This is a genomic window from Fictibacillus aquaticus (genome assembly GCF_002245695.1).
In the GTDB taxonomy this organism is placed as follows: domain Bacteria; phylum Bacillota; class Bacilli; order Bacillales; family Fictibacillaceae; genus Fictibacillus; species Fictibacillus aquaticus.
The window spans coordinates 1-21,110 of the sequence record NZ_NOII01000011.1 but is presented as its reverse complement, the minus strand read 5'-3'; the positions used below and the strand labels follow the sequence as shown (position 1 = coordinate 21,110).

Below are 21,110 nucleotides of genomic sequence, written 5' to 3'. Positions count from 1 at the left end.
TCATTTTTTGGCTGACTCTTTCACCACAAATGCTTGATCATCTTGAATCCATCATTGATTAAAGTTGAACGGAGTGTAAGGTGCCGACTCCTCGAAAATGGAGGTCACATTTTCTTCGTGCGATGTCTTGCTGGGAAGCTTTCCTTATCCTGCGGGACGAGCGGGAAGGTGAGACCTCTCAATGGCGCGTAGCGCCGAGAGGGCTCACCGCCCTCCCCGCGGAAAGCGTGCGCCTGAAACGGAGGTCAACTGCTACTCTGAGTTCTTTAATAGCTACAAAGTATGCGAAAACAGGAATATAGAAAGACGGTGCATCAATTGGACAGTATAAAAAGATATTTAGAATTTGTTAAACCTTATAAGATGCAGATTGTGTGGACGATCTTGATCGGCCTGCTTAAGTTCGGCATCCCTTTACTGACCCCGCTTATTTTAAAAGTCGTTGTCGATGATATTATTCAGGCAGACTTAAGCATGGCTGATAAGAAAGAGAAGCTTTATTACTTGATGGGCGGAGCCTTTTTTGTCTTTGTAGTACTCCGCCCGCCAATCGAATACTTGCGGCAATATTATGCGCAGTGGGTCGGCAGCAAAATTTTGTATGATATTCGTGACAGGCTTTTTGATCATATTCAAAAACTGAGTCTGCGCTTTTATTCCAATAACAAATCAGGCGAGGTCATCTCGCGTGTCATTCATGATGTGGAACAAACGAAGACTTTCGTTATTACAGGCCTCATGAACGTCTGGCTGGATATGGCGACGATTATTATTGCTGCAGCTATTATGTTCTCTATGGATGTATGGCTGACAGTTGTCGCGCTTTCCATGCTTCCGTTTTATGGTTTGTCAGTTAAATTCTTTTACGCACGGCTCAGGAAGCTGACGAAGGATCGTTCACAAGCATTGGCTGAAGTACAAGGCCATCTGCATGAGCGTGTTCAGGGTATATCAGTCATCAGAAGTTTTGCCCTTGAAGAGCATGAGCAGCAGCAGTTCGACCGCCGAAATCGTAATTTTCTCGACAGGGCGATGGATCATACCATTTGGAACGCCAAGACATTTTCTGTTGTAAACACGATTACAGATATCGCTCCGCTGCTCGTAATCGGATTTGCCGCATATGAAGCGCTGAAGGGGGATATCACACTAGGGTCTCTCGTAGCGTTCGTCGGCTATATGGACAGGCTGTATAACCCGCTGAGGCGGCTTGTGAATTCATCGACCACTCTAACTCAGTCCATTGCTTCCATGGACCGCATGTTTGAGTTCATGGATGAGGAATACGACATTGTCGATAAGCCAGATGCCCGTCCTCTTCATCATGTTAAAGGGGAGGTCACGTTCGACAAGGTCAGCTTCCGGTACAACGAAGATGAACCAGACGTTTTGAAACAAATTTCGCTTAAAATTGAGGCTGGCGATACTGTGGCGTTAGTCGGAATGAGCGGGGGAGGTAAATCCTCCCTCGTTGGACTTCTTCCGCGTTTTTATGATGTGACAGGGGGCTCTATCCTTCTGGATGGGAAGGATATCCGCAGCTATCAGGTCAGAACTCTTCGCGATAAAATCGGCATGGTACTGCAGGATAATATTCTTTTCAGTGAATCTGTAAAAGCGAACATTCTGATGGGAAATCCTGAAGCAACGGGTGAAGAAGTCATCGCTGCTGCTAAGGCAGCAAACGCGCACGAATTTATCAGCAGCCTCCCTGAAGGTTATGACACCAAAATTGGGGAGCGGGGCGTCAAGCTTTCGGGTGGCCAGAAGCAGCGTGTAGCGATCGCGCGCGTCTTTTTGAAAAATCCGCCAATTCTCGTACTTGATGAAGCAACATCGGCGCTTGACCTTGAGAGTGAGCATCTTATACAAGAAGCGCTGGAAAAGCTTGCTAAGGACAGAACAACCTTTATCGTAGCCCACCGGCTTGCAACCATCACACATGCGGATAAAATCGTAGTTGTTGAGCATGGAGGCATTACAGAATCAGGAACGCATCAGGAGCTGATGGAGCGGAAAGGTTCATACTATGACCTGTTTACCGTCCAGCAGCTGGACTAAAAGAAGGCGTCATTTTCGGATTTTACGGAAATGGCGTCTTTTTTTTATTGGCTTAGAGTGATGCTTGTTTCGACATTTTTTATTGAAGGGCAGATGTAAAAGTGAAGAGTATAGGGATTAAGTTCTACTTGGGGAAACCCCTTTCCCAGCTGTAGTTAAGGGATTCGAACGCATGACTTTATACCTTTATTAATGTGCATTTTTTAGAGAGCGGAACACAAAATGACACTTCGGTGGCCCTAGATTTCCACTACTACTTTTGTTCTATTTGTCTAATTTTCTGAAATTTTTTTATTGTCAAATTGTCAGATAAATGTCATAATTCAATAAGATTTAGTCAGTTAGGGACAAACAACATGAGAAAGGGGTGAGATCATGGGCAGTCCAGTGATTGAAGTGAAACAATTACATACTTCTTTCATGACGGATGACGGAGAAATTCCAGTTGTCAGCGGAATCGACTTTCACGTAAACCCAGGCGAGGTACTCGGGATCGTAGGCGAATCAGGCTGCGGCAAAAGTGTTACGTCATTGTCAGTCATGGGACTTGTGCCATCCCCAAACGGCAGAGTAAAAGGAGAAATCCTTTTTAAAGGGGAAAATCTTGCTTCCGCATCCGAGAAGAGAATGCGGCAAATTCGCGGTAATGAAATCGCGATGATCTTTCAGGAGCCGATGACGAGCTTGAATCCGGTTTTTACAATCGGAGAACAGCTGACAGAATCGCTTCGGATACATAGGAAATGGAACAAAAAGCAGGCGATGGCTAGAGCTGTCGAGATGCTTAAGCTAGTCGGCCTCCCGCGTGCTGAAGAACTGGTTAAAGAATATCCGCACCAGCTTTCTGGCGGAATGAGGCAGCGCGTTATGATCGCCATGGCGATGATATGCGATCCTACCTTGCTCATTGCGGACGAGCCTACTACGGCTCTTGATGTAACGATTCAGGCTCAGATCCTTGAATTAATGAAAAAATTAAACAAAGAAACAGACACGGCCATCATGATGATCACACATGATTTAGGCGTTGTTGCTGAAATGTGTGAACGCATTGTAGTTATGTATGCCGGAAAGATTGTGGAAGAGGGCGACGTGAAGACGATCTTCCAGAATCCTAAGCACCCATACACAGTTGGTTTGATACAGTCTGTCCCGGATATGAGAGAGAAAAAGGAACGCCTATACTCTATTCCAGGAAATGTACCGAAGCCAGGCTCTATTCAGCAAGGCTGCCATTTTGCCCCGCGCTGTGCGCATGCGATGGCTCAGTGTCTGGAAGAAACGCCTGCTCTGAAATCGTTCGATAATGGCCAGCAGGTCAGATGCTGGCTGTATGAGGATGGGAAAGGAGCTGCAGCGAATGACACAGCCATTGGTTAAAGTAGAAAATTTAAAAAAGCACTTTCCGATAAAAGGCGGACTGCTAGGCAAGCAGGTTGGTGCCGTAAAGGCAGTAGACGGTGTATCCTTCTTCATAAATAAAGGTGAGACGCTGGGACTCGTAGGCGAGAGCGGCTGCGGCAAGTCAACAACAGGACGCATGCTGCTAAGGCTGTTAGAGCCTAGTGACGGCAAGATTTATTTCGAAGGGCAGGACATTACAGAGCTTTCCACAGGTGAAATGCGCAAAATGCGGCGAGAGATGCAGATGGTGTTTCAAGATCCTTTTGCCTCGCTGAACCCTCGTCATACAGTCGAGAAAATTCTTGAAGAGCCTTTGATCGTACATGGCGTAAAGGATAAGGCAGAGCGCAAGCGTCGCGTGAAAGAGCTGCTCGAAGTGGTGGGACTAAACAGCTGGCATGCTAAACGCTATCCGCACCAGTTTAGCGGAGGCCAGCGCCAGCGTATCGGCATCGCCCGTGCACTTGCGGTGAATCCGAAGCTGATTATAGCGGACGAGCCTGTATCTGCACTGGATGTATCCATTCAGTCTCAGGTGCTGAACCTGCTGCAGGATCTGCAGAAAGAGTTTGACTTAACCTATCTCTTTATCGCACACGATCTTGGGGTGGTTCGCCATATCAGCGACCGTGTCGGGGTTATGTATCTGGGCAATATTGTAGAACTCGCTGACAGTGAAGAGCTTTATGATGAGCCGATGCACCCTTACACTCAGGCGCTATTATCAGCAGTTCCGATTCCTGATGTTGAGCATAAAAAAGATCGCGTCATCCTTCAGGGTGATGTGCCGAGCCCGTCCAATCCTCCGAAAGGCTGCCCGTTCCATACGAGGTGCCCGCAGGCGTTTGATACGTGCGCAACTGTAAAACCTGTACTGCAGGAAGCTAAGCCAGGCCACTACGTTGCCTGTCACTTATATGAGTGACGAGCTCGTACATATACAAAAAGGCGATTCACACAAAAAACGAGAAACAGGGGGAAAGAAGATGAAGAAAAGTCTATTATTGATTTTCGCTTGCTTGCTTGCTCTTTCTGTTGGACTAGCTGGATGTTCATCTGAAGGCGGAGACAGCAAGAAAGGCAAAACAATGATTTACGGACGCGGCGGGGACTCTGTAGCCCTTGATCCGGCTGTTGTAACTGATGGAGAATCTTTCATCGTAACAGAACAAATCTTTGAAAACCTTGTACAATACGGCAAGGATAATACAGAAATCGAAGCAGGTCTTGCAAAGAAATGGGATATTTCTGATGACGGCTTAAAGTACACGTTCTACCTTGAAGAAGACGTTAAGTTCCATGACGGCACAGACTTTAATGCTGATGCAGTTGTTGAAAATTTCAAGCGCTGGTCTTCAAGCAAGGATGAAGCGAAATACGCTTACTATCCTTCCATGTTCGGCGGTTTCGAAGGTGACGAAGGACACGTAATTAAAGAAGTTAAAGCAGTTGATAAGAATACAGTTGAGTTCACATTGACTCGCCCGCAAGCACCATTCCTTAAGAACATCGCGATGAGCCCATTTGCGATCGGTAGCCCGAAAGCGTTTAAAGATGGCGAAAAGTTCGCGAAGCAGCCAGTAGGAACTGGACCTTTCAAGTTCAAATCTTGGAAGCCAAACGACACGATTGAAGTAGTTGCGAATGAAGACTACTGGAAAAAAGGACTTCCGAAGCTTGGCGGCGTGAAGTTCAAAGTAATCAAGGATAATGCAGCTCGTCTTAACGCAGTAACAAAGGGTGAGATCGACCTTATGGACGGATTGAACCCTAGTGATCTAGCAAAAGTAAAAGAAAACAACAAGCTTCAAGTATTCGAGCGTCCTTCAATGAACGTTGGATACTTCGGATTTAATACAGAAAAAGCTCCTTTCGACAAGAAAGAAGTGCGTCAGGCAATCAGCCACTTGATCAACAAGCAGGAAATCATCGACAACTTCTATGCTGGCACAGCAGAGCCTGCAAAGAACCCGATGCCTCCTTCAATCAGCGGATACAACGATTCAGTTCAAGACTATGAGTACAATGTAGACAAAGCAAAAGAACTATTAAAAGCAGCTGGCTACGAAAAAGGATTCAAGATGGATCTATGGGCTATGCCTGTAGCACGTCCATACATGCCTGACGGCCAGAAAGTCGGAGAAGCTATTCAGGCGTCTCTAAAGCAAGTTGGAATCGAAGCGAAAATCGTAACGTTTGAGTGGGGCGCATACTTGGAGAAGGTTCAGGCTGGTGAAGCACCTACGTTCATGCTTGGATGGACGGGCGACAACGGAGATGCTGACAACTTCCTTTACACTCTTCTTGACAAGGACACAATCGGTTCAAACAACTATTCACGCTACAAGAACGAAGAAGTTCACAAGCTTCTAATTGAAGCACAGCAGCTTTCTAACGAAGATGAGCGTAACGAGCTTTACAAAAAAGCACAGGAAATCATTCACGAAGATGCACCATGGGTTCCTCTTGTACACTCTAAGCCACAGCTAGTTGGTGCTAGCTCAGTTAAAGGATTCGTACCGCATCCGACTGGATCTCAGTCATTTGTAGACGTTTCCATCGACTAATCGCAGTACAATCGGGAGTATGGGGATTTCCGCATACTCCCTCTTTTTATGGCTGAAGAAGCCGATATGCCTTAAGAGAGGTGAAGAGAATGTTTGCGTATACCATTAGAAGATTAACATCATTAGTTCCCGTCCTTCTTGGAATGATCTTTATCGTATTTATGATGATCCGCGCGATCCCAGGGAACCCTGCGCAGCTCATTCTTGGCCAGCAGGCGACAGAGAGGGCAGTAGCAGCTTTGACGAAAGAGCTGGGTCTCGACCAGCCATGGTACACACAGTTCTGGTCCTATTTTTCTGGATTGTTTAAAGGGGATCTCGGTGTTTCATTAAAAACAAATACTCCGATCTCTGAAGAAATCTGGCCTTATCTCGCAGCAACGATTGAATTGTCGCTTGCCGCAATGCTCATTGCCGTAGTGATCGGGATAAACGCTGGAATCATCTCAGCCTGGTTCCAAAATTCATGGTTCGACTATTGTGCGATGGTCCTTGCCCTAATCGGTGTTTCGATGCCGATCTTCTGGCTTGGCTTGATGGAACAATATATCGTTGCCATTCAGTGGGATCTATTGCCGACGACCGGACGCGATAATATCCGGGATGCTGTGGATCCGATCACGCATCTGTACTTGATCGATACATTAATGCATGGCCGAATTGATCAATTCATCGAAGTGATCAAGCATTTAATCCTTCCGGGGTTTGCTCTAGGAACGATTCCGATGGCCATCATCGCACGTATGACCCGTTCTTCTATGCTGGAAGTGATGCGTTCCGATTACATCCGTACAGCGCGAGCTAAAGGGATGAAAATGTTCTGGGTCGTTTACAAGCATTCTTTGAAAAACGCACTCATTCCAGTAGTAACGGTAATCGGTCTTCAAATCGGTTTGCTCCTTGGAGGAGCGATCCTGACCGAAACGATCTTTGGCTGGCCGGGTATTGGAACGTACATTTACGAAGCGATTTCATCACGAGATTATCCGGTCATTCAATCAGGTATCTTAATTGTTGCGTTTATTTTCGTACTCATTAACTTATTGGTCGATTTGCTGTATGCAGCGATTGATCCAAGAATCAAGTATAAGTAGGAGGGATGTAACATGGCAGAAGCATTGCACAACACCCCGCCGGTTTTGCCGCCAGAAATGGCGCGTCCGGCAGAGGAAAAAGCGGTCTCTCCCTGGAAAGAGGCATGGAGGAGCTTCCGCAAAAACAAACTGGCCATCGTTGGTCTTTCCATCGTCTCGTTTTTTATCTTGCTCGCCATCTTTGCTGACCTCATAGCACCATATGAATATGATGCTACCAACCTGAGAAATAAGAACCTTGCACCTTCAGCTGAGCACTGGTTTGGCACTGATGAATTCGGGCGTGATATTTTGACCCGTATCATCTATGGAGCAAGAATTTCCTTATGGGTTGGAACTTTATCAGTGGCAGGCTCTATTATCGTCGGTTCTGCCCTGGGAATCATTGCCGGCTATTACGGTAGATGGGTGGATGCTGTCATTTCCCGTATCTTTGATATCCTGCTCGCTTTCCCGAGCATCCTGCTCGCGATCGCGGTTGTATCTGTACTTGGACCGTCGCTGAGAAACGCTCTTATCGCGATTGCGATCATTAACGTTCCAACGTTCGGACGTCTTCTGAGATCACGAGTGCTTTCGGTAAAAGAGGAAGAATACATTACAGCAGCGAAAGCGATTGGTATGAAAGACTCTCGTATCTTGCTGCATCATATTCTTCCAAACAGTCTTGCACCGATCATCGTTTCAGGAACACTTGCTGTCGCAACAGCGATCATTGAAGCGGCGGCATTAGGTTTCTTAGGATTAGGGGCACAGGCTCCAACTCCGGAATGGGGCAAGATGCTTGCTGATTCACGAAACTATATTATTGATGCGCCATGGACGGTACTGTTCCCGGGCCTCGCCATCATGCTGACCGTTCTCGGCTTTAACCTTATGGGCGACGGGCTGCGTGATGCACTCGATCCAAGAATGAAGAACTAAAGAAAAAGGACAACTGGCCTGTAGCGGTCAGTTGTCCCTTTTTTATAGGATAGTAAAGTTTGAAAAGGCGTCAGTCAAATTTTTTATTGATTTTGCAGAAGTTCTATATTTTCATCATCCGTATGATGATTTTTGTAGCTTTCAATAAGCCGGTTCAAGTGGCTTAAGTGGTCGCTGTAATCGATAATGAGAGCGAAAACTGGGAACAGATGGAGCCATTGGTCGTTCAATTCGCCATCAGGCTTGTAATAGCCAAGAAACGAATTCATGACAGACTGCTTGCTTTCGCAAATCTCATCGACCATTCCTACACAGTGATCGGCTCGGATTTTATCTGTATATTTTAACAAAATCTGTTCGTGATAGTTTGTCAGGCAGTCCAGCTGCACCTGCACAAGCTCTTGAAGATCTTCAGGCATCAGATAAAGCTCGTTCTCGTGGCGGTGCAAACTCTTTAACAGCTCACGCGCTTTATTAGTCGTCGAAATCATCTGCCGGTATAGAACGAGCTTGCGTCCCTTTGTATAGTGATTTCGTTTAAAGTACGTGCGCTCTTCTTTATAGAAGAGATAGAACTGATTCATCTTAATGCTGCTTTCTTTCAGCCGCTCGACTTCCTCTTTCAAGACAGTATGCTCTGAAGCGTGGCGCGTCAGCATACGCATCCACTTGATAATTTCATCGGTATGGGTAGAGATTTTATAAAATAGCTTTGCTTCGTACTTTGGCGGCATAAAGACAAGATTGACGATGAATGCAGATATGACACCGAGCATGACAAGCATAAAGCGTTCGAATGCAAATGTAATGAAGTTCGCTGACTGGCTCTCCATAATAACGATAACCGTTACGATGGCAAGCGGAATAGTAGATTCAATTTTCAACTTTAAGTTAGCGGCAATGACCAATATAACAACAAAGCCGACAACAAAAGGATTTGTGCCAAATAAAAGCACGAAAATAATAGCAAAAGCTGCTCCTACCAAGTTACCTTGGATTTGCTCAAGAATGGTCTGGAACGAACGGTAGATGGATGGCTGAATCGCAAAAGTGGCTGCGATGGCAGCGTAAACCGGACCGCTCAAATCAAGAAAAAGTGCTAAATAAATCGCTAAAGTAATCGCTAAGCCCGTTTTTATCATGCGGGCGCCAAGTTTCATTAGATTTACTAAACCCCTTCTATTAGTTATTACTTTAAGCTATATTGTGCTTAAAGCATTTTATAACTGAAACACTATACAATGTTTCTGAGTAATTATCAAGTACATCTTACGCACTGGCAGCACATTAGTTTCAAAGATAGTATTCCCATTTTCTATACAAGTAAAAAGAGCGGGCTCCACTAAACAGGGAGTCCGCTCTTTCTTTACGCTGTTAGTTTGTAATTTTCTTAAAAGCACGTCCTGCGGCTTCAATCGTTTTCTTCACGTCTTCCTCTGTGTGTTCAGTCGTGAGGAACATCGCTTCATATTTAGAAGGTGCAAGGTTAATGCCTTCTTCGAGCATCGCCATAAAATAGCGGCCGAAAACTTCGCCGTCCGTATTCTCAGCCTGCTCGTAATTGACGACCTTTTCGTCAGTGAAATAAAGTGTCAGCGCTCCTTTTAAGCGGTTGATGCTGACTGTGGCGTTGTGCTTTTCAGCCTGCTCAAGTAAGCCAGCTTCGAGCATCGCTCCAAGACGGTCCATCTCTTCATATACACCTTCTTGCTGCAGCACTTCAAGACAGGCGATGCCTGCAGAAATGGAAGCCGGGTTGCCCGCCATCGTTCCAGCCTGATAAGCAGGACCGAGGGGAGCTACTTTTTCCATGATTTCAATGCGTCCGCCGTAAGCGCCGATCGGCAAGCCGCCGCCAATAATTTTTCCCAAAGCCGTCATATCAGGCTTTATATCTAAATAATCCTGAGCACCGCCATACATAAATCGGAAAGCAGTGATCACTTCATCATAAATAACAAGAGCCCCATGCGAGTGTGTGATCTCGTTAACGGCTTGAAGGAAACCTTCTGCCGGTTCAACTATGCCGAAGTTGCCAACGATCGGCTCAACAAGAACAGCCGCGATCTCGCTGCCCCATTTTTCCATAGCGGATCGGTACGCTTCTATATCGTTGAAAGGAACGGTGATCACTTCCTGCGCGATGCTTTTTGGCACGCCTGCAGAGTCAGGAGTCCCAAGAGTTGATGGTCCAGAACCGGCGGCAACGAGAACAAGGTCAGAGTGGCCATGATAGCATCCTGCAAACTTGATGATTTTATCGCGGCCTGTATATGCGCGTGCCACACGGATCGTGGTCATTACAGCCTCTGTCCCTGAGTTGACGAAACGAACTTTATCCATTGCTGGCATCGCTTCTTTAAGCATCTTAGCAAACTTTACCTCAAGTGCGGTCGGCGTTCCGTATAAAAGACCGTTTTCAGCAGCTTCGGTGATCGCTTTTGTAATGTGCGGGTGTGCGTGGCCGGTGATTATTGGCCCATAAGCTGCCAGATAATCGATGTACTGGTTGCCGTCCTCGTCCCAGAAATAAGCGCCTTTTGCTTTTTTCATAAATGTTGGTGCTCCGCCGCCAACAGCTTTATAAGAGCGGGAAGGGCTGTTCACGCCGCCGACTATATGTTTCAGCGCTTCTTCATAAAGCGCTTCTGATGATGTACGATTCATGCTGTACGTCCTCCTTCAAATTCATTCTCGTCCCATTGTAGCAGAAACAGCGGGGAATGAGGGACTGAAACAGCCGGGCAAGCTCAGTTGTTTGAGTTTAGCTCAAGGTATGGGATAAACTATGGTGTGGAATTATTGGAGGGATAACAATGGAACCTATTATATATGTAAAGAATTTGCGGAAAGAATTTAAGTCGCATTCGAGCCGATCTGGATTAAAAGGAGCATTTCGTGACTTATTTACAAGAAACTATACGCTGAAAACAGCGGTAAACGATATTGAGTTTTCCATCCATAAAGGGGAGATGGTTGGCTATATCGGTGAAAACGGAGCAGGGAAATCAACAACAATCAAAATGCTGACCGGAATTCTCACACCGACAGCAGGTACTGTACGTGTAAATAATATGAATCCTCACAAAGAACGGGAAAAATTCGTGCGCTCGATCGGTGTAGTCTTCGGCCAGCGGTCACAGCTTTGGTGGGACATTGCCGTGCAGGAATCCTTCCGTCTGCTGAAAAAGGTGTACAACGTTCCTGATGAATTTTACGAATCTCATATGAAGGATGTCATCGACACACTGGATATCAGGCATCTTCTCGATCAGCCAGTCCGAAAACTTTCTTTAGGGCAGCGAATGCGCTGCGAACTGGCAGCCGCACTGATCCACAACCCGCCGCTTCTGTTTTTAGATGAGCCGACTATCGGTCTTGATGTGCTTGTAAAGCTCAAGATCCGAGATTTTTTAAAGAAAATCAATGAAAAGTATGGCACGACCATCTTGCTGACAACACATGACCTTTCTGATATCGAGGCGCTGTGCGAGCGTGTCATCATGCTCGACGAGGGCAAAATCATCTATGACGGTGCTCTAAGAGAACTTCGCGAGAACTGGGGAGAAGGCAAACAGATTCAGTTTACTTTCACAGAAGGAGCGAAACTGGAAGAGCTGCAGCAGCTGACAGAGGGTACACTCGTCGTCTGGGAGCAGGGAGACAATGAAGCGATTTGGCTTGCTGGAGTAGACAACGATGAAAATATGATTTCTGAAGTGATCGGGAAAGTTGCTTCGAGCAAAAAGATCATCGATATGAAGGTTGTTGAGATTACGACAGAAGAAATCATCCGTAACATTTATGAAGAAGGTGCTGTCCGTCATGGGTAAGTATTTGGAGATGATCCGAATCCGGTTTCTTATGATGCTGGCTTACCGGACGAACTATTACAGCGGAATCCTCATCTACAGCATCAATATCGGAGCGTATTACTTTTTGTGGAGCGCGATATACGGCGGAAAAGAGTCTGTGCAGGGCTTGTCCATCACACAGATGACAACGTACATTGCTGTCGCCTGGATGGCTCGCGCTTTTTACTTTAACAATATCGACCGCGAGATAGCTCTTGAGATCAAAGATGGCAAAGTGGCGATCGAGATGATCCGGCCTTATAACTATTTAAATATGAAAATGATGCAGGGGCTAGGCGAGGGCATCTTCCGCCTGCTGTTCTTCTCGGTTCCTGGGATGGTCATCGTTTATCTGGCGTTCCCCGTCGATCTTTCGGCAGGCGCCGCAACATGGGGCTATTTCTTCCTGTCTCTTGTGTTCAGTTTTATTATCAATACACAAATCAACTTGCTTGCTGGAATCGCGACATTCTTTCTATTTAACAATGACGGGCTCATCCGCGCTAAGCGTGTGGTTATTGATTTGTTTTCTGGACTGATCCTGCCAATCAGCTTTTATCCGGGATGGGCTCAGGAGATTATGGGCTATCTGCCTTTCCAAGGGATCAGCTACATTCCGAGCATGATTTTCACGGAAGGCTTTAAGGGCGGAGCAGTGGTAGAAGCCTTAATTACACAGGCTGCCTGGTCGCTTGTCCTGCTCGTGCCGATCTATTTTATGTGGAGCCTGGCAAAACGCCAGCTCATCGTGCAGGGAGGTTAAGAGATGTCATATTTATCGATTTTCTTTCAATACGCAGGACAATATGTGAAAACGAGACTCTCATACCGTGCCGATATGCTGGTGGAAATATTCTCGGATTTCCTCTTTCAGGCAGTAAACCTTGTGTTTATACTAGTCGTGTTTGGTCATACGAACCTTCTTGGCGGCTGGAGCAGGGAGGAGATGATTTTCATTTATGGCTTCTTCCTTGTACCGTTCGCTGTATTCGGCGCTTTCTTCAATATATGGGACTTCACCGACCGGTATATTGTAAAAGGGGAGATGGACCGTATCCTCACAAGACCGATTCACAGCTTGTTCCAGATCGTTCTTGAAAGGCTTGAACTGGAGTCCCTTTTTGGCGCGGTCACTGGCCTGATTGTCATGTTTTATGCGGGAAGCCGGCTCGGGCTTGAACTGCACTGGTATGATCCTTTCATTTTTATTGTACTCGTGCTCGGGGGTGTTCTCGTGTACGCCGGGATCTTTATCAGCTTGGCGAGTATCGGGTTCTGGTCAGACAGCCGGACTGATATTATGCCTATGATGTATAACATCGGCAACTACGGCCGGTATCCGGTTGATATTTATAATAAAGTGATCAAGTATATCCTCACATGGATCCTGCCGTTCGCCTTTGTCGGCGTCTATCCGTCCTCATATTTTCTAGGCAGGACGGAGTGGTATGGCTACGCCTTTCTAACACCTGTTATCGGTGCAGTCTTCTTCGGAGTCGCGGTATGGCTCTGGAACGTAGGTGTAACAAAATACAGAGGTGCAGGGAACTAATATCTAGCCGGGGTCCGGTACCATTCATATTCAGCGGCGCTATAAAGCGAGTTTGGATGAATGGTACCGGACCCCGGTCTTTTTTTGGACGAGTTTCATAGGCTGTAATGAGGTGGTATTTGTGATGGGGCAGGTTTTGCTGGTCATCATCGGATTTCTTTCTTTTTATATCATTTGCAGCAGCATCGCTATTTTGTTCAAGCATCCTGGACTAAAAGAGCACCTGATGCCGTTCGGCTACGTTGCGGTCCTCTTTGTCATCTATTTGACTGTGATTATCGGTTTTGGTCTTCTTTTCACAGTCACCGGTCTGCTCGGACTTCCAGTTCTTGAAGGTGCTGCAGGGTTTTCAGAAGGATCGCTTTGGGTTGTACTTCATGAAACGGTCTATTTCAGTGCATCGACATTGTTTTCGCTCGGATATGGAGATATATTGCCGATTGGCATCGGTCGTTTTATAGCAATAGTAGAAGCATTGATCGGCTATCTGCTGCCCATTGCTTTCGTGTTAACGTCTGTCATCCAGCATAATACTTCAGCAGATTAGTTGTAGTTGCTTCAGCTTTTGGCTAACCTTATAGAGATAATAAAAGCTGGAGGGAAAGAGATGACTGTAGCAATTGGTACAACTGCCCCGGATTTCACATTGCCGGCGAGCAACGGAACAACTTTCTCACTATCGGAGTTTGAAGGGAAAAATATCGTTCTTTATTTTTATCCGAAAGATATGACGCCAGGGTGCACGACGCAAGCCTGCGATTTCAGAGATCTGCATGAAGATTTCAGCGGCCTTGATACAGTTGTTCTTGGAATCAGCCCGGATCCTTTAGCGAGGCATGATAAATTCATTGCAAAACATGATCTGCCGTTTTTGCTGCTGTCTGATGAAAATCAAGAAGCGGCCAGTAAATATGAGGTGTGGAAGCTGAAGAAAAACTTCGGAAAAGAGTATATGGGAATCGAGCGATCGACATTTATCATCGATAAAAAAGGGAAACTCATAAAAGAGTACCGAAAAGTAAAAGTGAAAGAACACGCAGCTGAAGTGAAGCAGTATATAGAAGAAAACCTTTCCTAATGAAAAAGAATCCAGCAAATGATGCTGGATTCTTTTTCATTAATCAGCTTTCTCTCAATTCACCGACCGGAATATCCATCTCCTGATCGGGCTGATCTGCCGTGTATGCGCGAACAGTTTGCTTTGTTTCATCAACTGACTGCAGCCACACAGGAGTTCCGTTATAGAGCACTTCAATTTCCTTCGTCGATTCAATGATTTGCTGTGCGCGGGATGCGTTCATGTTCATCATCCTTTCCATTTTCTTTCGTTAGTATGGACGAATAGATTAGGCGGTATAAGTAACATCATGCTAAAATAAAATTATTGGAATTTTAGAAAAAGAATCACAGGGGGACTTACATAATGCGTGATCAACGAATTAATACTCTGGCGAAAACATTGCTTAACCATTCACTTCAGCTGAAAAAAGGACAAAAGGTGCTGATCAACGCTGGCATCGCTGCCAAGCCGCTTGTTAAAGAGCTTGTAAAAGAAACTTATGCTCTAGGTGCGTTTCCTTACGTTAACCTTACTGATGAAGAAGTTACGCGTGAGCTGATGCTTGGCTATGAAAGAGAGCAGCTCGAAGCACAGACAAAGTGGGATCTATACCGCATTAAGGATATTGACGCCTACATCTCAATCGTCGGTCAGGAAAATGACGCTGAGTTTTCTGAAGTGCCATCAGAAAAGCATAAGCTGAGAGGCGAAACATTCAAGCCGTATCAGCGTGTCATCATCGGTGAGCGTCAGTGGGTGCTGCTTAATTATCCAACTCGCGGATTTGCCCAGATGGCAAAAATGAGCTTCGAAAAGTTCACAGACTTCCTTCTTGATGTGTGCAACGTAGATTACAAAGCGATGTCCGAAGCACAGCAGCCGCTTAAAGAACTAATGGAAAGAACAGATAAGGTACGCATTGTATCTCCAGGAACTGATTTGTCGTTCTCGATTAAAGGAATTCCTGCCATTCCGTGCGCAGGGGAGAACAACATCCCTGATGGAGAAGTGTTTACTGCACCGGTAAAAGACAGTGTAAACGGAAAGATCACCTATAACACACCTTGTCCTTACCATGGAACGACATTCAATAATGTTAGCCTTACATTTAAGGACGGAAAGATCGTGGAAGCTACAGCCGATAATGATGTGGACCGCCTGAATGCAATCTTTGACACTGATGAAGGGTCACGTTACGTTGGGGAATTCGCCATTGGTGTCAATCCTATGATCATGCATCCGATGGGTGACATTCTATTCGACGAAAAAATTTGCGGCAGCATCCACTTCACACCTGGTGAAGCATATGAAGACGCAGACAACGGCAATAAATCAGCTGTCCACTGGGATATGGTATTGATCCAGCGTCCAGAATACGGCGGCGGAGAGCTCTATTTTGATGATGTGCTAATCCGAAAAGACGGATTGTTCGTCCTGCCTGTGCTCAAAGGCCTCAACCCTGATAATTTAAAATGAAAATAGGCGTATGACCACACGCTAAGACCTCTTCCGCATAGACTGAGGTTAACCTACTCTTTTAATTTTGGCGGGATGCTCAGAGCTTCCTGCTTTTTTTATTTTAGCTGTTTATTTCGTTGCTATTGAAGAGGTCAGAGAAGAGGTTGATCTGCGTTTCAGGCGCACGCTTTCCGCGGGGCGTGGCGAAAAGCAGAAACGCTCGTTCAGCCCCGACAAGCAAAAGGGAAAGGGGCCGGTAAGTCGGTCTTTGACTTATTGGACACTTGCCCTTTTGACCTCGAGGGGCTAGCCGTTTTCTGCTGGACAAGTGAGCCCATTTGCCGCTACGCGCCCCTAAATGGTCTCACCTGTCCCGCTGATCCCGCTGGAGTCGGCACCTTACACTCCGATCAACTTAATCAAAGATGAATTCAAGAGGATCAAGCGGAACGCCAGCCATAGCAATTGGTTCCTAACAAATCTTTTGTATTAGGCGTTGAAGCCATTCTGTCGTAACGCTGAACTTTCTAATAAAGTTCAATAGTAATAATCAAGTAGAAAAAGCCTTGTTAATTCTCTGTAAGAAAGGAGCGGATTCTTGTGTATATTTTATCTTCAGCCCGGCTTCGTACTCCGATTAAAGAACAGCTTGTTGATACATTTCCGGAGATGGAGTTTTATTTCGCCAATCTGATGGATGAAGGAAAGAATTACATTCATCAGGCTGACATTCTTATTACATATGGTGAGGACTTAACGGATGAACTGATTGAAAAGGCTGAGAAGCTTAAGTGGATTATGGTCATTTCAGCTGGTTTAGAGAAAATGCCATTTGAGGCAATCAAGAAAAAGAACATCCTTGTTACGAACGCAAGAGGTATCCATGCGGTTCCAATGGCTGAGTATACGATTTATATGCTGTTGCAAACGGCAAAGCAGGCGAAGACTCTTATCCGAAACGAACAGGATAAAGTCTGGAACCGCCAAGTTGGTATGACTGAGATCAGCGGAAAAACAATTGGCATCTTAGGTGCAGGAGCAATCGGGACAGAAATCGCCAGACTGGCCAAGGCGTTCAGCATGAAAACAATCGGATACAACCGCTCAGGTGAAAAAGGATCTTACTTTGACGAGATTTACAGCAGCCCAAATGAACTTCCTGAATTGTTCGCGAGCTGTGATTTTATCATAAACGTTCTGCCAAAAACGCCTGAAACCTTCAGGCTGATTGGAAAAGAGCTGTTCATCACAATGAATAAAGATGCTATTTTTATGAACATCGGCCGCGGTAGTACAGTTGTGGAAGAAGACCTAATTCAGGCTTTGGAAAACAAAACGTTTGCTCATGCGATTCTAGATGTGTTCGAACAAGAACCGCTGCCGGAGAATAATCCGTTGTGGGAGATGGACAATGTAACAGTAACGCCTCATATATCTAGCATCACACCACAATATCAAGAAAGAGCAATCGCGCTATTTGAAGATAACCTTAAACAATATGCAAAAGGAAGTACAAAGCTGACTAACATCATTCCACTTGAACGGGGGTATTAATAATGAAGATCTATACAAAAACCGGAGATAAAGGTACAACGTCACTGATTTATGGGGAAAGAGTAGCGAAGAATGACCTTCGGGTAGAAGCATACGGAACATGTGATGAGGCGAATAGTATGATCGGACTTGGACTCAGTACTCTTCCTCAAGAGGAATGGGCCAGGGATTTTACAGAAGTTATGCAAAAAGTACAGACTGTCCTCTTCCATGTCGGCGCTGAACTTGCCACACCACAAGGGAAAAAGGTTTCATGGATGCTTGAAGACAAAGATATCGTATTTCTTGAGAATACAATCGATGAGTGGCAATCTTCATTAAAGCCGCTGAAGCAATTTATCTTGCCTGGAGGTGCAGCACCTGCCAGTGCGCTTCACACTGCAAGAACAATCGCAAGAAGAGCAGAGCGAATTGCCGTAGGAGTCGAATCTGTCAATCCAGCTGTATTATCATATTTAAACAGGCTTTCCGATTTCCTTTTTGTTGCAGCACGATATGTAAATCATAAAATGGGAATCAGCGAACCCGTTCTTCATGAAAAAACGGAATAAAGCATGTTTCGCATGACCGTTCTATTGACAAACCTGATATAACAGTCTTAAACTAATTGTAACGATTATAAAGTAATAATTATTTCGTATAAAAAAGTGAGGTGCATGACGGTGTCTGAACAAAAAATTAGTGAAGCGATTCATACCCTGAAACACGCTGGTGTTCGAATCACACCTCAGCGTCATGCGATTCTTGAACATTTAATCCAATCCATGTCTCATCCCACAGCCGATGAGATTTATAAAGCGCTTGAAGGGAAGTTCCCGAATATGAGCGTGGCTACAGTATATAATAACCTGCGCATGTTTAAGGAAGTCGGTCTTGTCAAAGAGCTGACGTACGGAGACGCCTCCAGCCGATTCGACTGTGTCACAACTGAGCACTACCATGTGATCTGTGACCTTTGCGGAAAGATCGTCGATTTCCACTACCCAGGCCTTGATGAAGTAGAAAGTCTGGCTGAATCCGTAACAGGCTTTAAAATCGCACGTCATCGCATGGAAATTTACGGCGTCTGCCCAGACTGCCAAACAAAACATTAAGCCATCTCCTTTTGGAGAGGCTTTTTTTATTTGCTGTTACGTGTCGTTTTTTGATGTGAAAAAGAGCAAACAATTTTGTTTCCTAAATGGATTGCTAAACGTCTAATAAGTAAATAACCCAATGCAGCATGTCTGGGATGCTGACAGCGGGAATCATCTAAAAGGCGGAGGCAATTTTAATGAAAAAAGGGTTATTGTTTTTCCTAAGCATGGTTATGGCATTTTCCATTTGGGGAGCGTTCGGAGCAGCTGATTCATACGCGGCAGCCAAAACGAAAGAGCAGATCTATCTTGACAGAGCGCACGACCTTCAGTGGAGCCTCTTCAACGGGCGCAAATCTACGAAAGCACAAATTTATGCAACGATGGAGAAAGGATTTACAACCGGATTTACGCATTTGTTTTTCAGGTACCATTTTAAAAAGGCAGGACTTAATTCTAAAGGTGAACAGCTATACGCAGTGCCAGCCTACGACGATATGTCTTTCACTCAAACCGGATTTTGCTGGAACAAAAAATGCTTAAAAGGAAAACAAAAATACCCGTCCGTCAAATATATAACAAAAGGAAGCGATCTTTTCGTAACCATTACACAATATCAGTACAACGAATTGTCTGGAAACCATGTTTATACTGTTAAGATGATCAAGAAAAAGAACAGCAAAGAACCATTGCGAGTTTATTCCATACAGCGAAAATATGATTAATAGGAAAAAGAGGATGAACCCATTTAGCTGGGTCATCCTCTTTTATGTGTCATATTTACTCTGTTCTGAACAGTCATACTTTGTTATCTTTATAAAACAGGTTTTTTATTATTTCTTTTTTTGATATTTTTTGGAGTTGTATTTTTCATCAAACTCAAGTCCTTCAAGATCCTTATCCAGCGTGAGCGGCTGATTGCAAGACATACATGCATCTGCTCGGCCAAGAACCTTGGTGACAATCCCACAGTTCGGGCAGACAACCTGCACAGCCTGAGTTGAGATCATTCCAATCCAAAAATAAACACCTGAGCTTCCGATCACAGCCAGAAAACCAACAATCATAAAAAGAGACATGAGCAGGAAGCTGCTCTTGAAAAAGAGCCCAGCATACATAATGATGATTCCGATAAAAACAAGGCTTAATGCAAACGTCCGGATTTTATTAATTTTACTCGTATATTTGATCATGCGTGTCCCTCCCATTTTCAACTAACAGTATATCATAGGGAGGCAGAAGAAAAACAAAGAGGATATTTAAAAAACGCGTTGAATGGTTTAGTGTTGCAATCTATATATAGGAGATGACTTCATTGGAAGATTTGTTACGTCCGTTATATCAGGAAAGAGCAAGCAACGAAGGGACACTTGGTGTGCTGCTCATCGAAAAGACAAAACCGTTTTTTCCAGCTACCGACAACCTCGACTGTGTGCTGTTTATTATCGTTCAGCAAGCAGAAAAGCCTTGGAGCATTAAACATTATGAGTTTGACAATAAAAAAGCAGCTCTTCACATCGTTACAGAAGACCAGCTGAACAACTGGCTCCTGCTCGGTTCCAACCGCAGAGCGGTAGAATGGGTATTGAACGGAAAAGTGCTGTTTAACCGCAATGAGTATGTAACAAGACTCCGCGACAGACTGCACGAGTTCCCGATTCAGGAGCGCACGAAAAAAATCGGACTCGAATTTGCTAAACTGCTGCGCCGTTATTACGACGGCAAAGAACTGTCCCACTCCGGCCAATACCTTGATGCCTTCAATAACATCATGCATGCTCTGCATCACATGGCCCGCCTTGCCGTAGTGGAGCATGGGTTCTATCCTGAAGTAACCGTTTGGAATCAGGTTAAAATGATTGAACCTGAAATATATAAGCTGTACGAAGAACTTGTTACAGGGAACGAGACCCTTGATAAGCGAATTGAACTTCTGCTGTTAGCTTCCGAGTTCTCTCTTACTTCTAAGACAAAGCTTGGAGCAAGCCATCTGCTGAATGTAATGGGTGAAAAGGAAGAATGGACTTATCAGGAGTTAATGGATCATCCTGAAACGTCTGCTTATGCTATCGACTTGACAGTTCTTCTCGAGCACTTGATCGACAGAGGGTTTTTAAAGACCATCCGGAAAGAAACGAAGGGCAAGAATCTTTATCACCGTTACTATTCTTTACAAGGGTAAAAAAACAATAGAAAAAGTTCAAAAAAAGGTGTTGACCTGTTTTGATCATCCGTGATATATTATTTCTTGTCGCTGCGACACACCGACTTAGCAAGCAAACAGCAAGCCAGTGTCGCCGGCAAGAAAAACAAAAAACAGGTTGACATCTAAAACACCAGATGCTATCCTAATAAAGTCGCCAAAACGAGCGACGCACGAAAAAGTTCTTAGAAAACTGAACAAAAGCATAGGTAAGGAATTAAATTAATTCCGTCAGTTTTAAACAAGCAAGAGACAGATTAAACACTTTATTGGAGAGTTTGATCCTGGCTCAGGATGAACGCT

At 45.0% G+C, this 21,110-nt stretch carries 21 protein-coding genes; 17 read left to right on the top strand and 4 right to left on the bottom strand.

The annotated features are described in order from the left end of the window. Positions 1-318 precede the first annotated feature (318 nt). The 6 genes from CGZ90_RS15625 to CGZ90_RS15600 all read left to right on the top strand — a co-directional run bounded on the left by CGZ90_RS15625 (position 319) and on the right by CGZ90_RS15600 (position 8,050). Complete coding sequence (locus CGZ90_RS15625) at positions 319-2,061, top strand: ABC transporter ATP-binding protein (protein WP_094253456.1); 1,743 nt, start codon at positions 319-321, stop codon at positions 2,059-2,061. 375 nt (positions 2,062-2,436) lie between these two features. Next, complete coding sequence (locus CGZ90_RS15620; protein ID WP_094253455.1) at positions 2,437-3,441, top strand: ABC transporter ATP-binding protein; 1,005 nt, start codon at positions 2,437-2,439, stop codon at positions 3,439-3,441. Then, the gene (locus tag CGZ90_RS15615) at positions 3,422-4,390 is read left to right on the top strand and encodes an ABC transporter ATP-binding protein (RefSeq protein ID WP_094253454.1); all 969 of its coding nucleotides are present in this window, start codon (positions 3,422-3,424) and stop codon (positions 4,388-4,390) included. The genes CGZ90_RS15620 and CGZ90_RS15615 overlap by 20 nt, the downstream gene beginning before the upstream one ends. Positions 4,391-4,451: 61 nt before the next feature. Next, positions 4,452-6,032, top strand: a complete 1,581-nt coding sequence (locus CGZ90_RS15610; protein WP_094253453.1) for an ABC transporter substrate-binding protein — start codon at positions 4,452-4,454, stop codon at positions 6,030-6,032. Positions 6,033-6,121: 89 nt separating this feature from the next. Then, positions 6,122-7,126: an ABC transporter permease gene (locus CGZ90_RS15605; RefSeq protein WP_094253452.1), complete on the top strand. Its 1,005-nt coding sequence runs from the start codon at positions 6,122-6,124 to the stop codon at positions 7,124-7,126. A 12-nt stretch (positions 7,127-7,138) separates the two neighbouring features. Further along, the gene (locus CGZ90_RS15600; protein ID WP_094253451.1) at positions 7,139-8,050 is read left to right on the top strand and encodes an ABC transporter permease; all 912 of its coding nucleotides are present in this window, start codon (positions 7,139-7,141) and stop codon (positions 8,048-8,050) included. A gap of 83 nt (positions 8,051-8,133) precedes the next feature. Here CGZ90_RS15600 and CGZ90_RS15595 read toward each other — a convergent pair whose 3' ends face one another. Both CGZ90_RS15595 and CGZ90_RS15590 read right to left on the bottom strand, forming a co-directional pair. Further along, a complete protein-coding gene (locus CGZ90_RS15595; protein WP_094253450.1) occupies positions 8,134-9,210 on the bottom strand; it encodes an FUSC family protein in 1,077 nt (358 codons plus the stop codon). Positions 9,211-9,424: 214 nt separating this feature from the next. After that, entirely contained in the window at positions 9,425-10,717 is a 1,293-nt protein-coding gene (locus CGZ90_RS15590) for a glutamate-1-semialdehyde 2,1-aminomutase (protein WP_094253449.1), read from the bottom strand. Positions 10,718-10,866: 149 nt separating this feature from the next. Here CGZ90_RS15590 and CGZ90_RS15585 point away from each other — a divergent pair, with 149 nt between their 5' ends. The 5 genes from CGZ90_RS15585 to bcp all read left to right on the top strand — a co-directional run bounded on the left by CGZ90_RS15585 (position 10,867) and on the right by bcp (position 14,534). Next, positions 10,867-11,883 (top strand): ABC transporter ATP-binding protein, encoded by a 1,017-nt coding sequence (locus CGZ90_RS15585; RefSeq protein ID WP_094253448.1) that lies wholly within the window; start codon positions 10,867-10,869, stop codon positions 11,881-11,883. Further along, positions 11,876-12,667, top strand: a complete 792-nt coding sequence (locus CGZ90_RS15580; protein ID WP_094253447.1) for an ABC transporter permease — start codon at positions 11,876-11,878, stop codon at positions 12,665-12,667. Before CGZ90_RS15585 ends, CGZ90_RS15580 begins: the two co-directional genes overlap by 8 nt. 3 nt (positions 12,668-12,670) lie before the next feature. Next, entirely contained in the window at positions 12,671-13,456 is a 786-nt protein-coding gene (locus CGZ90_RS15575) for an ABC transporter permease (protein WP_094253446.1), read from the top strand. A 124-nt stretch (positions 13,457-13,580) separates the two neighbouring features. After that, positions 13,581-14,003, top strand: a complete 423-nt coding sequence (locus CGZ90_RS15570) for an ion channel (protein WP_094253445.1) — start codon at positions 13,581-13,583, stop codon at positions 14,001-14,003. 60 nt (positions 14,004-14,063) lie between these two features. Next, a complete protein-coding gene (bcp, locus tag CGZ90_RS15565) occupies positions 14,064-14,534 on the top strand; it encodes a thioredoxin-dependent thiol peroxidase (protein ID WP_094253444.1) in 471 nt (156 codons plus the stop codon). Between the two features lie 43 nt (positions 14,535-14,577). On the opposite strand, the gene CGZ90_RS15560 is transcribed toward bcp, so the two are convergent. Next, positions 14,578-14,757 carry an H-type small acid-soluble spore protein gene (locus CGZ90_RS15560; protein WP_094253443.1) on the bottom strand — a complete coding sequence of 60 codons (180 nt, stop codon included), beginning with the start codon at positions 14,755-14,757 and terminating at the stop codon, positions 14,578-14,580. A 122-nt stretch (positions 14,758-14,879) separates the two neighbouring features. Between CGZ90_RS15560 and CGZ90_RS15555 the strand changes: the two genes are divergently transcribed. The 5 genes from CGZ90_RS15555 to CGZ90_RS15535 all read left to right on the top strand — a co-directional run bounded on the left by CGZ90_RS15555 (position 14,880) and on the right by CGZ90_RS15535 (position 19,329). Next, positions 14,880-15,992 carry an aminopeptidase gene (locus CGZ90_RS15555; RefSeq protein ID WP_094253442.1) on the top strand — a complete coding sequence of 371 codons (1,113 nt, stop codon included), beginning with the start codon at positions 14,880-14,882 and terminating at the stop codon, positions 15,990-15,992. Positions 15,993-16,574: 582 nt separating this feature from the next. Then, positions 16,575-17,528: a D-2-hydroxyacid dehydrogenase gene (locus tag CGZ90_RS15550; RefSeq protein WP_094253441.1), complete on the top strand. Its 954-nt coding sequence runs from the start codon at positions 16,575-16,577 to the stop codon at positions 17,526-17,528. 2 nt (positions 17,529-17,530) lie between these two features. Further along, positions 17,531-18,079, top strand: coding sequence for a cob(I)yrinic acid a,c-diamide adenosyltransferase (locus tag CGZ90_RS15545; RefSeq protein WP_094253440.1), 549 nt, complete (start codon positions 17,531-17,533; stop codon positions 18,077-18,079). A gap of 105 nt (positions 18,080-18,184) precedes the next feature. Beyond that, positions 18,185-18,622, top strand: coding sequence for a peroxide-responsive transcriptional repressor PerR (gene perR, locus CGZ90_RS15540; protein WP_094253439.1), 438 nt, complete (start codon positions 18,185-18,187; stop codon positions 18,620-18,622). Positions 18,623-18,801: 179 nt separating this feature from the next. After that, the gene (locus CGZ90_RS15535) at positions 18,802-19,329 is read left to right on the top strand and encodes a hypothetical protein (RefSeq protein ID WP_094253438.1); all 528 of its coding nucleotides are present in this window, start codon (positions 18,802-18,804) and stop codon (positions 19,327-19,329) included. 108 nt (positions 19,330-19,437) lie between these two features. On the opposite strand, the gene CGZ90_RS15530 is transcribed toward CGZ90_RS15535, so the two are convergent. Next, positions 19,438-19,797, bottom strand: coding sequence for a YgzB family protein (locus CGZ90_RS15530; RefSeq protein WP_094253437.1), 360 nt, complete (start codon positions 19,795-19,797; stop codon positions 19,438-19,440). Positions 19,798-19,919: 122 nt separating this feature from the next. Here CGZ90_RS15530 and CGZ90_RS15525 point away from each other — a divergent pair, with 122 nt between their 5' ends. Then, entirely contained in the window at positions 19,920-20,786 is an 867-nt protein-coding gene (locus tag CGZ90_RS15525; RefSeq protein ID WP_094253436.1) for a nucleotidyltransferase-like protein, read from the top strand. The last annotated feature ends 324 nt before the right edge of the window (positions 20,787-21,110 follow it).

What these genes read in the sequence shown, in the direction of transcription:
- CGZ90_RS15620 (WP_094253455.1), top strand. Translation starts at nt 2,437, where the DNA reads ATGGGCAGTCCAGTGATTGAAGTGAAACAATTACATACTTCTTTCATG.
- CGZ90_RS15615 (WP_094253454.1), top strand. Translation starts at nt 3,422, where the DNA reads ATGACACAGCCATTGGTTAAAGTAGAAAATTTAAAAAAGCACTTTCCG.
- CGZ90_RS15610 (WP_094253453.1), top strand. Translation starts at nt 4,452, where the DNA reads ATGAAGAAAAGTCTATTATTGATTTTCGCTTGCTTGCTTGCTCTTTCT.
- CGZ90_RS15605 (WP_094253452.1), top strand. Translation starts at nt 6,122, where the DNA reads ATGTTTGCGTATACCATTAGAAGATTAACATCATTAGTTCCCGTCCTT.
- CGZ90_RS15600 (WP_094253451.1), top strand. Translation starts at nt 7,139, where the DNA reads ATGGCAGAAGCATTGCACAACACCCCGCCGGTTTTGCCGCCAGAAATG.
- CGZ90_RS15595 (WP_094253450.1), bottom strand. Translation starts at nt 9,210, where the DNA reads ATGAAACTTGGCGCCCGCATGATAAAAACGGGCTTAGCGATTACTTTA.
- CGZ90_RS15590 (WP_094253449.1), bottom strand. Translation starts at nt 10,717, where the DNA reads ATGAATCGTACATCATCAGAAGCGCTTTATGAAGAAGCGCTGAAACAT.
- CGZ90_RS15585 (WP_094253448.1), top strand. Translation starts at nt 10,867, where the DNA reads ATGGAACCTATTATATATGTAAAGAATTTGCGGAAAGAATTTAAGTCG.
- CGZ90_RS15580 (WP_094253447.1), top strand. Translation starts at nt 11,876, where the DNA reads ATGGGTAAGTATTTGGAGATGATCCGAATCCGGTTTCTTATGATGCTG.
- CGZ90_RS15575 (WP_094253446.1), top strand. Translation starts at nt 12,671, where the DNA reads ATGTCATATTTATCGATTTTCTTTCAATACGCAGGACAATATGTGAAA.
- CGZ90_RS15570 (WP_094253445.1), top strand. Translation starts at nt 13,581, where the DNA reads ATGGGGCAGGTTTTGCTGGTCATCATCGGATTTCTTTCTTTTTATATC.
- bcp (WP_094253444.1), top strand. Translation starts at nt 14,064, where the DNA reads ATGACTGTAGCAATTGGTACAACTGCCCCGGATTTCACATTGCCGGCG.
- CGZ90_RS15560 (WP_094253443.1), bottom strand. Translation starts at nt 14,757, where the DNA reads ATGAACGCATCCCGCGCACAGCAAATCATTGAATCGACGAAGGAAATT.
- CGZ90_RS15555 (WP_094253442.1), top strand. Translation starts at nt 14,880, where the DNA reads ATGCGTGATCAACGAATTAATACTCTGGCGAAAACATTGCTTAACCAT.
- CGZ90_RS15545 (WP_094253440.1), top strand. Translation starts at nt 17,531, where the DNA reads ATGAAGATCTATACAAAAACCGGAGATAAAGGTACAACGTCACTGATT.
- perR (WP_094253439.1), top strand. Translation starts at nt 18,185, where the DNA reads ATGACGGTGTCTGAACAAAAAATTAGTGAAGCGATTCATACCCTGAAA.
- CGZ90_RS15535 (WP_094253438.1), top strand. Translation starts at nt 18,802, where the DNA reads ATGAAAAAAGGGTTATTGTTTTTCCTAAGCATGGTTATGGCATTTTCC.
- CGZ90_RS15530 (WP_094253437.1), bottom strand. Translation starts at nt 19,797, where the DNA reads ATGATCAAATATACGAGTAAAATTAATAAAATCCGGACGTTTGCATTA.